Here is a 9,354-nt window from a genome sequence, read left to right as displayed (position 1 = left end):
CGACGGCCGCGGCGTAGCCCTCGGTGCCGGTGATCTGGCCGGCGGCCAGCAGGGTCGGGCGGCTGCGGAACTGCAGGGTGGGATCCAGCAGCTGGGGCGCCTCCAGGAAGGTGTTGCGGTGCATCACCCCGAAGCGCACGAACTCGGCGTTCTCCAGGCCCGGGATCATCCGCAGCACCCGCTTCTGCTCGCCCCACTTGAGGTTGGTCTGGAAGCCCACCAGGTTCCAGAGGCGGCCGTCCTTGTCCTCCTGGCGCAGTTGCACCACGGCGTAGGCGCGCTTGGCCCGGCGCACGTCCCGGTCGTTGACATCGCCCCAGCGGGGATCCCAGAGACCGATGGGCTTGAGGGGGCCGTAGCGCATGGTGTCCTCGCCGCGGCGGGCGAGTTCCTCAATCGGGAGGCAACCCTCGAAGAAGGTGGCGTTCTCTTTTTCGAAGTCCTTGAGCTCGGCCTGCTCGGCCGCCAGCAGGGCCTCGCGGAAGGCGAGGAACTGCTCTTTGTCCATCGGACAGTTGATGTAGTCGGCGTCGCCCTTGTCGTAGCGGGACGCGCGGAAGGCGATCGAGAGGTCGATGCTCTCGCCCTCAACGATTGGACTGGCGGCGTCAAAGAAGTGACAGTCCCCCCGGCCGGTGAAGGCGCGCAGGTCCTCGGCCAGGGGTTCGCTGGTCAGGGGGCCGGTGGCCAGCACCGTGATCTGCTCAGGGCCGGGCAGGGCCAGTTGCTCATCGCGCACCACCGTCACCAGGGGGTGCTGCTCGAGGCTTTCCGTCAGGGCGGCGCTGTAGCGGCCGCGGTCCACCGCCAGGGCACCACCGGCGGGGACGGAATGCTGGTCCGCGGTGCCGATCACCAGGGAGCCAAGGCGGCGTAGCTCCTCCTGCAGCAGGCCCGCGGCCCGATCACTGCTGAGGGCTCCGAAGCTGTTGCTGCAGACCAGCTCGGCGAACTCGCTGCTGTGGTGGGCGGGGGAGCGGCGCACCGGCCGCATCTCCACGAGCCGCACCGGGATTCCAGCTCGGGCGATCTGCCAGGCGGCCTCGGTTCCGGCCAGGCCTGCTCCGATCACCAGGACGGATTGGGAGCTGGATTGAGACACGCGAAACCGGCTCCGCCTGAATTGATCAGGCTAGGAGCCGGTGGGTGGGCGCTTGGCCTCAGCCTTGGGCGCGCTTGAGCATCATCTGCAGTTGGCCCACGGCGGCGCGGCCGATGTTGAACACAGCCCAGCCGGCGGCCAGAAGGATCGGGGTCACAACAAGCAGGAGCCGTGCGTCCATGACTGGGGGAAAAGGAGTGCCGAGATCTTACGAACTTCTGTTCCTTGAACTCCGGGAGCTGATCGAATTCGCAGCAATTGGCCTCCTCAGTGGAAACCCAGGTCCGTGGATCGCCCCGCGTGGGCCATGGCCAGCTGGCGGTAGCGCCGGGCGTGCTCCCGCTGCTCGGCAGCCTTCTCCTCAGACAGCTCCCGTTTGACCTGGGCTGGGGCGCCCATGACCAGGGCCCGGGGTGGCACGTCCTTGGTCACCACGGATCCGGCGGCCACCAAGGCCCCGGCACCGACGGTGACCCCATTGAGGACGATCGCACCGATGCCGATCAGGCAGCCGTCTTCGAGGGTGGCGCCGTGGACCACAGCGCGGTGGCCGATGGTGACGTCCGCACCGATCAGCACCGGCTGGCCCGGATCGCCGTGGAGCACGGCGCCGTCCTGGACGTTGCTGCCCTCGCCGATGACGATCGGGCAGACATCAGCCCGGGCGACGGCGGTGGGCCAGAGGCTGGCGCCCGCGGCCAGCTGGACGTCGCCAATCAGCACGGCGCTGTCCGCCACCCAGGCGTCGGGATGGACCGATGGCGTGGGCCACGGAGCGCTGGCCATGGGCGTGCTGCAAACGAGGGGTAGGCCCGCATTCTCGGGGGGTTTGAAGGCGGGCACCTCTGGGTGATACGTTCACTCGGTGCCCAGTTTTGGGCGCCCCCCAACAACGGTGTCTAACCTGCGTTCGGGCGGGTCGTTAGCTCAGCGGTAGAGCACTCGGCTTTTAACCGATTGGTCCTCAGTTCGAATCTGAGACGACCCATTTTTTTGAAGGCTCGGTTGCTTCGGCAATCGAGCCTTCGTTTTGTCTGCGCTCAGCTCATCCAACGGAAGACCAGTTGGAGCAGGGCAAAGCCCAGCAGGCAAAAGCCAGCCAGCAGGGACAGGGTTGGTGCCAATGGCAAGGCCCCAAACCAACCAAGCTGATCGATCTCTGGGGCTAGAGCAATGCGTGTAATGGCGGATTGCCTGGCCCCGCCGGCGCGGCGATGCTGTGTCCATCGAACCCAGGAGGCGTCCTCAATGGACGACACGCCACCTCGCTAGCAGCAGAAGCACGCTGACTTCTGGCCCCTGCTCCAACAGTCTTCACCCATTCGTGAGGCAGGTCGTCGGATCGGACACTGATTAGGGACGTCTGAGCCGTCGACACTCCATCTGCACCGCCTGAGGTGCCCCAGGAGCACAAAGCCCCACACCTGGAATGTTCGGCCCCAGGCGCCAAACCAGCCGCTTCAACCAACTGCACATTCCATCACCCCCGGCCGCTTGGCACGGGGGTTTTTGGTTTAGGGCTTGAGCAGTTGATCGACGCTCAACTCCGGCCGCCGCAGCAGGGCAAAGAGGGTGCCGGCATTGCCGCGGCAGATCCTGAGCTCGCGATCGACAACGGTGATGTCCAGCCAGGCCGGGAAGGACTGCTGAACGTCCTGGAGCCACTGGAGACGCTTCCCCCCCAGGTTGGGTCCAACCCAGCCACCGCGGCGAAAGCGCACCTGGACCCGCTGGGCGCGATCGGGGTCCAGGGTCAACTGGGCTTCCACGGTGATGGCGCCCAGGGGCCCGGGTAGGCGCAGCTGGTTGACGCCGCGTCCTTGGGAGGGGGCCAGGCCCTGGAGGTTCTCCAGCCAGGGGGCGACCGTCAGATAGGGCTGCTGGCTGCTGCTCCAGCGCAACTCCCAGAATCCCTCCAACAGCGGCTGGGTACTCGGGTCCGAGAGGTCCGCGGGCTGGGCGCCCTCGAGGACACCAATGAGCTGCTCGATCCGCTGGCGCTGCCGGTTGGCGCTGCCCCTGGGGTTCTGGCGCAGGAGCTCCAGCAGTTCCCTTCGCTCCGGGGGGCTGGTTTTGCCCATCAGGGCTGCAGCACCTGGGCGCGGGCATTCACGGTCAGGCTCACCTCGGCCTCGGTGTCCACGGTGAAGACGCTCCAGGTGGTCTGGCAAGCGGGCGTTCCTTGGCTGATGCCCCACTCGATCCGTTGGCCGCCGTAGGTCAGGCCGACGCAGGTCAGGCTCTCGTCATCGGCCAGCAGGCTCCAGAGCAGGGCGAGGTGGCTGCGCTCATAGCTCTCGGGGACCTGGCTGGCCCCCTCGGCGGCCACCACACCGGGCTCGAGGCGGAGGGCCAGATCCCGCTGCCAGCTCAGAAAACGACCGTCATGGGTGGGATAGAACCAGCAGGTCTCATTGACGGCGTCCTGAAGCGCAAAGCAATCGATGCAGCGCAGGACGTCTGGATCGCTGCTGCGCTCGTAGACGCCGATGGCGTTCTCCTGGGGAGCAAAGCCGGGGACCACCGCATCACAGATCAGCCTGCGCAGGGATCCACTGCCGCCTGGATCCAACTGGCCGTCCCAGGGCAATTGGGGGAGGCCATCGCTTGGCATTTCGCCAGCCACAAACAGGCGAAGGGCGAAGCCCCTGCTGGGGCCCTGGTGCTGGAGCGCAACGAGTTCTGCCCAGCTGGTCTCTCCCTGCGGAAGCCCCGTCTGCGGAGCGATCACAAACACCAGGGGATGGTCCATGGCGGGCATTCTGGCCAGGGCGAACCGTCGGTCCATAGATTCTTAAGCAAATCCGAAGGCCGTTGTGTTCCTTTTGACCAGGTGGTCCGTTTGACCGCGGCCGTTTCTTCCCCTTCCCGGCGTTCGATCAGCCCCGCCGATCAGGACTTCCCCAGCAAGGCCGAACTGCTCGGCGCGCTGCCGGAGGAGTTGCTGCGCCATGACCCGCTGAAGTCCTGGGGGAGCCTGGCCCTCTCCTTGGGCCTGTCCCTGTTGGCCTACGGGCTGGGCACCTTGATTCCTTTGAGCTGGGCGGCCCTGCCGCTCTGGCTCGTCTACGGGCTGGGGACCGGCACCGTGGCCATGGGCTGTTGGGTCCTGGCCCACGAATGCGGCCACAACGCCTTCCACCCGAACCGACGGGTCGAGGGTGTGGTGGGCTTTGTGCTGCACAGCCTGCTGCTGGTTCCCTATTACTGCTGGGCCCGCAGTCATGCGGTGCATCACGCCTATTGCAACGAGCTCGAGCGGGGCCAGACCCATGTGCCGCCGCGGGCGAGTTCGCCCATGGGGCTATTCACCGAAGGACTGGCCCGCAAGCTCGGCCGCCCCATGGCGGGCTTGGTGGCCTTGTTCAACCACGTCGTCATCGGCTGGCCGCTCTATCTGCTGTTTGGTGTGACCGGCGGTGAGGCCTACGGCAGTTCGGTCTCCCATTTCCGGATGCCGGAGCAGGGCGTTCCCCTGAAGCGGCCCCTCTTCCCTGCGGCCTTCCGCCGCTGGATGCTGCGCTCCAACATTGGCCTAGTGGTGGTGCTGGGGGCCCTTGTCGTGGCCGCGATTCAGTTCTCGCCGCTGCGGGTGCTGGCGGTCTACGGCCTTCCTTATCTGGTGGTGAATGGCTGGCTCGTGGTTTACACCTGGCTGCAGCACACCGATGTGGAGATTCCCCACTACGACTCCCAGCACTGGACCTGGGTGAAGGGGGCGCTGCAGACCGTTGATCGGCCCTACGGCCCGCTGATCAACCTGCTGCACCACGGCATTGGCTCAACCCACGTCTGCCACCACGTGAACTCGGCCATCCCCCACTACAACGCCTGGCGCGGGACGGCGCTGCTGCGCCAGCGCTACCCCCAGCTGGTGCGCTTTGACCCCACGCCCATCCACAAAGCCCTCTGGCGTGTGGCGACCCGCTGCAAGGCGGTGCGGCAGTCCCCGGTGGATGGGGCCTTCTACTTTTGAGCCTGCAGCACTGCGAGGGGCTTTAGGCCTCGTCGGAGAGGTCCTCCTCCCACAGGCCCATGCGCACGAGCCATTGGTTGGATTGACTGCGCGGCCAGCCGTGGTCGAGCTCGAGCACATCGGCGATGGAGACCATCAGATCGAAGAGCTCGGCTTCAAAACCGCCGCCTTGATCGGCCAGGGCTTTGAGTTCCTGGGCCAGTTGCAGCAGCTCGAGCTCCGCCAGCCAGTCCCCCTGCTCAAAGGAGCGGCGGCGGGGGCTGGGGGCTGGGCGCCGCTGGCTGAAGAGGGGCAGCAGTCCTGTGAGCAGGTGGGTGAGGTCTTGGAGTCGCAAGGGTCCATGTCAAAGGCCCTCAAGGGTTCCGGGGCGCAGTCCGCAGGCCTGGCGGCAGTCCAGCCAGAGGGCCAGGGGCACCCCCAGGCGGATGGCGATCTCGGCGTCGCTCAGGTCCAGCTCGAGCCAGCGGCGGGCCTTGACCCAGAGCTCGCGGTAGCGATGGCTGATGCGCACGGCGAAGCCGGTGTCGCGCAGGTGATGCAGCAGCTCCCCTTTGACCTTGCTGACCAGGTAGCTGGAGGGGCGATAGCCCTTGGCGGCATCGAACTGGGCTGCTCCTTTGCAGAGCCCTTCGTAGGCCGGGCTGAGTAGCTCCTCGATCGGTATGCCCCAGCGCCGCGCATAGCGGTGGGCTTGTTGGCGGGCGAGACCGAGGTGCTGGCAGGCAAAACGGCGTTGCTCGCAGGTGAGGCGAGTGGGCATGGCGTTCAAACAGGTGCGGGAGGCTACCCGCGCCGGCCAATACCGAAAGAAGGCGAAAGACCAGAGCCGTCTGAGCCCGAAAGATTCCAGTGACGTCTGGGCGCTCCCCACAGCTGTGCAAAAACGCGCCACGGCTGTGGGCGGCGCCGGAGGCCGGGCAGCAGACAGAACCGGCCCAGAGAGACCGAAACCCATGGCCACCCAATTGCTGTTGACGGCCCACCACCACCAGGCGATGGCGATCGCCTGTGAACGGGGGATGTGGCTGCCTTTACCCCTGCCGGTGGAGAAGCTGCCAACGCTCTTCTATTTGGCGGCGCTCGCTCCAGCGGCCGAGGCGATCAGCGCCCTCGCTGAGATCAGCTGCTTTGAGCCCTGGTCTGAGGGGCGCTGGCTACCGATGCTGGGGCGGCTGTTGCCGTTGCCCCGGCCTGTGCCGCTGGGGGATCGCCAAGTGCTGGCGGAATGGCTCCCAAGCCGGAGCGATCAGTTCAAGCTGCTGGACCTGCTGCCGGTGCTGGAGGCCGGGCGGCTCAGTGATCTGGTGTGCGGCAGGCCAGGTCGCGGGGGCGCACCAGGCCCTGTCCGAGCCCCCAGGCGAGCAAGGCACGCTGGTCTCGCACACCGACTTTGCGGTACAGCGCACTGAGCTGACGGCGGATGGTGTCGCTGCGGCGTTGCTCCAGCGCCGCGATCTCCCGGCTGTTGAAACCGCGGGCGAGCAGCTCCAGCAGGTGCTGCTCGTTGCCTTGTAGGGGAATCAGCCGCGGTGGTTGCCCGCGTAGCCGCTCCCCCAACAGCGGATCGAGGGATTGCAGCCCCCGCATCAGCATCAGCACCGCCTGGAGCAGACGACCGCCGCCGCAGTGCTGGCGGCAGCAGAGTCCCGCAGCGCCGCTGCGCCAGAGCAGGGCCAGGCGTTCCTGCGGAATGGCGGCATCGAGGCAGACCAGGACCGTGGCCTGCGGCAGACGCTGGATCAACTCCAGGGCGCCGCCATCGGCGAGCTCGTCATCACAAATCAGCAGCAACTTCTGCTGCTTGGGCAGCGGCAGGGCCAGCAGTTCTGCGATGGACCCCGCGGCAAAGTCGCAGTGATCGAGCAGTAGGCAGACGATCCCAATCAACCGTTCGTCCGCTGCGCAGACGGCAATGCTCCAGTCCTGCTGCAGAGTGCTGATGGCCCGCTGCAGCGCCTGAATCTGTTGGCGGAGTACAGCCGGATTCACGGCCCCTTATTCACCCTCTTTGCTCTAGGGACGACGGCTGATGAGGGGCTGATCCTTTGGATTTGACTTAGAAAGCGAAGGCCTCAATTGAGCAGGTCTGGGTGTGATTCCAGCTGCGGATCAAGGCTTCTAATTGCGCTGGAGCGATGGGCTGTTTTCTCGTGCTCAGCTGGGCGGCGAGCCAGCTCAGGCTGGGGCCAATCCCATTGCAGCGCATGCGCTCTTCACTGAGTTGCTCGGCCTTGAGCACCAGCGCGGCCTGCTCGCGGGGGAAGGCAATGCAGCGCCGGTCGCGCTGGCAGAACCGCAGCAATCCGCGGCGGATCCAGAAGCTGGCGTAGGTGGAGAAGCGATAGCTCCGGGTTGGGTCAAATTTCTCTGCGGCCCGCAGCAGATTCAGGGCCGCCTCCTGCAGGGCATCGGCCGTTGCTGCATCCTCAGGGCTCAGGCCGCTGTGTTGCTTTCTCCAGGTGAATCCCACCAGGGCGAGGTTGTGGCGCACCAGTTGATCCCGCGCCCGCAGGCCCCGCTTTTGAATCGCTCTGGGGGCCTGGGTGGGACCGGCTGGATGTTGCTGCCAGCGTTGAATCGTGCGGGCCAGCTCCAGCACCGTGCGCTCTGGCAGGGGTGCATGGCGACGGCTGCGCTCAAGCCACTGGCGCACGGATGGATGCATGCGAACACTCCAGCTGATTGGAGTGTTCCCGCTTTTAGGCGCTCTGGCTGGAGTGGCTCAGCAGCGCCTGGCCGCGGCGATGGAGCTCGCGGGCGTAGTCGGTCCAGGTGCCCTGCCCCCAGTAGCGGAAGCAGCTGGTCTCCAGCAGCAACAGGTGCAGCAGGGCCTGCTGGTAGCTGGGATCACTGGGGAGGGCCGTCGGGTAGCGCTGGTGGAAGGCGGCGCTGAGTTGCTGCATCGGCTCGAGCACGGTCTCGTAGCCCTTGACCCAACTGAGGTCGTTGGTCCAGGAGGCCCCCTCGACGTTGCAGCCGGCATCGATGCGCTCCTGCAGCTTCTGTGCTGACCAGCGCTCCCCGAGTCCTTGCAGGAGTTCCCCCTGGCCTGCGGCCTGGATCGCGGGGAAGGCGGCGGTGTCGCAATCCAGCAGTTCGAGGTATTCGCTGCCGTTAATGGCGGCGGTGCCCGGCTCAGCGGCGCTGCGCTGGTGGGCCTGGAGGAAGGCCTGGGGGAATTCGTTCATCATCACGCCGCCGTTTTCGCCATCCGCGATCTGGGAGACCAGGGACGGCACGCTGATGTCTCCCAGGGGGAGGCGATCGAGGCTGAGGGCTTCGTAGTAGGGCTGCATCTGGCCCACCAGCTTGGTGTCGGAGCCCTGGGTTTTGATCAAGGCGGTGATCTCGCGGCGCTCGCCCTGGCCATTGCGGGCGATCAGGCGATTGGGCAGATACTTCTGGGCCTCACTGAGGGGGCCGCCAGCGAGGGTCTCGACGCTGTGCTCCTGCAGCAGAACCCAGCGGTAGCCGGCTTGCTGCAGGGCATCGACCAGGGCGAAGAGGGTGTCGGGGTGATTGGGCAGGGCCATCTCCGGTAGGGAGAAGCCGCGCACCCGCTGCAGGGCCTCCAGGCCAAAGGCCGAGGCGAACTGGTGCTGCCAGGCCTCGATCTGCAGCCGTAGATCCGGGATCGGAGTCGAGGGGGCTACGGCATGGCCCCAGAAGGTGCCGAGCCACTCGACGTGCCGTTGCATCTCGGGATCACAGGCCAGGTGGCGCCAGGCATCTGTGATGTCGCTGCGGTCCATCTGCTCGGCTCCCCAGAGCAGATTCCCGGAGATGTCGAGCATGATCCGCGGGTTGCAGCCCTGCTCGATCAGCTGGGGGATCAGATCGGCCAGGCGGCGGTAGCACTGGGCAAAGGGCTCGGCGTTGTGGTTATCGCCCTCCCCCGGGTGCTCAAACATGTACTGGAGGTGGGAGATCAACTCCCCGCCAGAGCCCGCCGGGATGGTCGGTTGGTGCATGTGCAGCGCGCAGGCAAAGCCCGAGCGCAGCTGATCGAGCTGCAGGGTCGAGTGCTCGCGCCAGTAGGTCCCGGGCTCGGCCATGGCGGCGCGGATCGCGGCTTCTTGGCCGCAGAGCCTGGGTTCCTGCATGAAAGGACGAGGTCGAGAGGTCTGGAAGGCGGTTTTGGTGCTGGGCTTGGGTTTCAGTCACGACAGAGTGAAAGAAGGGGACCCCCGGCTGCCTTCAGGTTCTCTGTTTCATCACTAGCTCTGGATCACCAGCGATGGTGCATTCGCTGCTTTGTCTTCTGTCCTCTTTAGAT

The 9,354-nt window shown here is 66.3% G+C and carries 12 protein-coding genes and 1 tRNA gene; 2 read left to right on the top strand and 11 right to left on the bottom strand.

Annotated features, from left to right (window positions below):
- The 3 genes from trmFO to CB0205_RS0112550 form a co-directional block, all read right to left on the bottom strand.
- Nucleotides 1-1,102: methylenetetrahydrofolate--tRNA-(uracil(54)-C(5))-methyltransferase (FADH(2)-oxidizing) TrmFO (gene trmFO / locus CB0205_RS0112560; protein WP_010317815.1), on the bottom strand; the 1,102-nt coding region annotated here is incomplete at its 3' end.
- Nucleotides 1,103-1,160: 58 nt separating this feature from the next.
- Nucleotides 1,161-1,283: a photosystem II protein Y gene (locus CB0205_RS0112555; protein ID WP_010317814.1), complete on the bottom strand. Its 123-nt coding sequence runs from the start codon at nt 1,281-1,283 to the stop codon at nt 1,161-1,163.
- A gap of 86 nt (nt 1,284-1,369) precedes the next feature.
- Nucleotides 1,370-1,888 carry a gamma carbonic anhydrase family protein gene (locus CB0205_RS0112550; RefSeq protein ID WP_010317813.1) on the bottom strand — a complete coding sequence of 173 codons (519 nt, stop codon included), beginning with the start codon at nt 1,886-1,888 and terminating at the stop codon, nt 1,370-1,372.
- 130 nt (nt 1,889-2,018) lie between these two features.
- Here CB0205_RS0112550 and CB0205_RS0112545 point away from each other — a divergent pair.
- A tRNA-Lys gene (locus CB0205_RS0112545) sits at nt 2,019-2,090 on the top strand.
- 52 nt (nt 2,091-2,142) lie between these two features.
- On the opposite strand, the gene CB0205_RS0112540 is transcribed toward CB0205_RS0112545, so the two are convergent.
- The 3 genes from CB0205_RS0112540 to CB0205_RS0112530 form a co-directional block, all read right to left on the bottom strand.
- Entirely contained in the window at nt 2,143-2,361 is a 219-nt protein-coding gene (locus CB0205_RS0112540; RefSeq protein ID WP_010317812.1) for a hypothetical protein, read from the bottom strand.
- 255 nt (nt 2,362-2,616) lie between these two features.
- Nucleotides 2,617-3,183, bottom strand: a complete 567-nt coding sequence (locus CB0205_RS0112535; protein ID WP_010317811.1) for a PAP/fibrillin family protein — start codon at nt 3,181-3,183, stop codon at nt 2,617-2,619.
- Nucleotides 3,183-3,854: a hypothetical protein gene (locus CB0205_RS0112530; protein ID WP_156797981.1), complete on the bottom strand. Its 672-nt coding sequence runs from the start codon at nt 3,852-3,854 to the stop codon at nt 3,183-3,185. Before CB0205_RS0112530 ends, CB0205_RS0112535 begins: the two co-directional genes overlap by 1 nt.
- 81 nt (nt 3,855-3,935) lie before the next feature.
- Here CB0205_RS0112530 and CB0205_RS0112525 point away from each other — a divergent pair, with 81 nt between their 5' ends.
- Nucleotides 3,936-5,078, top strand: coding sequence for a fatty acid desaturase (locus CB0205_RS0112525; RefSeq protein WP_010317809.1), 1,143 nt, complete (start codon nt 3,936-3,938; stop codon nt 5,076-5,078).
- A gap of 22 nt (nt 5,079-5,100) precedes the next feature.
- Here CB0205_RS0112525 and CB0205_RS14885 read toward each other — a convergent pair whose 3' ends face one another.
- From CB0205_RS14885 to CB0205_RS0112500, 5 genes are all read right to left on the bottom strand, one after another.
- A complete protein-coding gene (locus tag CB0205_RS14885) occupies nt 5,101-5,412 on the bottom strand; it encodes a hypothetical protein (RefSeq protein ID WP_010317808.1) in 312 nt (103 codons plus the stop codon).
- 9 nt (nt 5,413-5,421) lie between these two features.
- Nucleotides 5,422-5,838 (bottom strand): sigma factor, encoded by a 417-nt coding sequence (locus CB0205_RS14880; RefSeq protein ID WP_010317807.1) that lies wholly within the window; start codon nt 5,836-5,838, stop codon nt 5,422-5,424.
- Nucleotides 5,839-6,371: 533 nt separating this feature from the next.
- Entirely contained in the window at nt 6,372-7,067 is a 696-nt protein-coding gene (locus tag CB0205_RS14875; RefSeq protein WP_010317805.1) for a response regulator transcription factor, read from the bottom strand.
- A gap of 67 nt (nt 7,068-7,134) precedes the next feature.
- On the bottom strand, nt 7,135-7,743 hold the full coding sequence (locus tag CB0205_RS14870; protein ID WP_010317804.1) for a sigma factor: 609 nt from the start codon (nt 7,741-7,743) through the stop codon (nt 7,135-7,137).
- A gap of 34 nt (nt 7,744-7,777) precedes the next feature.
- Complete coding sequence (locus tag CB0205_RS0112500; protein ID WP_010317803.1) at nt 7,778-9,181, bottom strand: hypothetical protein; 1,404 nt, start codon at nt 9,179-9,181, stop codon at nt 7,778-7,780.
- Nucleotides 9,182-9,354 lie beyond the last annotated feature (173 nt).

Source organism: Synechococcus sp. CB0205, from assembly GCF_000179255.1.
In the GTDB taxonomy this organism is placed as follows: domain Bacteria; phylum Cyanobacteriota; class Cyanobacteriia; order PCC-6307; family Cyanobiaceae; genus Vulcanococcus.
This window is presented reverse-complemented; position numbering and strand designations above follow the sequence as displayed.

What these genes read in the sequence shown, in the direction of transcription:
- CB0205_RS0112500 (WP_010317803.1), bottom strand. Translation starts at nt 9,181, where the DNA reads ATGCAGGAACCCAGGCTCTGCGGCCAAGAAGCCGCGATCCGCGCCGCC.
- CB0205_RS0112530 (WP_156797981.1), bottom strand. Translation starts at nt 3,854, where the DNA reads ATGGACCATCCCCTGGTGTTTGTGATCGCTCCGCAGACGGGGCTTCCG.
- CB0205_RS0112555 (WP_010317814.1), bottom strand. Translation starts at nt 1,283, where the DNA reads ATGGACGCACGGCTCCTGCTTGTTGTGACCCCGATCCTTCTGGCCGCC.
- CB0205_RS0112550 (WP_010317813.1), bottom strand. Translation starts at nt 1,888, where the DNA reads ATGGCCAGCGCTCCGTGGCCCACGCCATCGGTCCATCCCGACGCCTGG.
- CB0205_RS0112535 (WP_010317811.1), bottom strand. Translation starts at nt 3,183, where the DNA reads ATGGGCAAAACCAGCCCCCCGGAGCGAAGGGAACTGCTGGAGCTCCTG.
- CB0205_RS14870 (WP_010317804.1), bottom strand. Translation starts at nt 7,743, where the DNA reads ATGCATCCATCCGTGCGCCAGTGGCTTGAGCGCAGCCGTCGCCATGCA.
- CB0205_RS14880 (WP_010317807.1), bottom strand. Translation starts at nt 5,838, where the DNA reads ATGCCCACTCGCCTCACCTGCGAGCAACGCCGTTTTGCCTGCCAGCAC.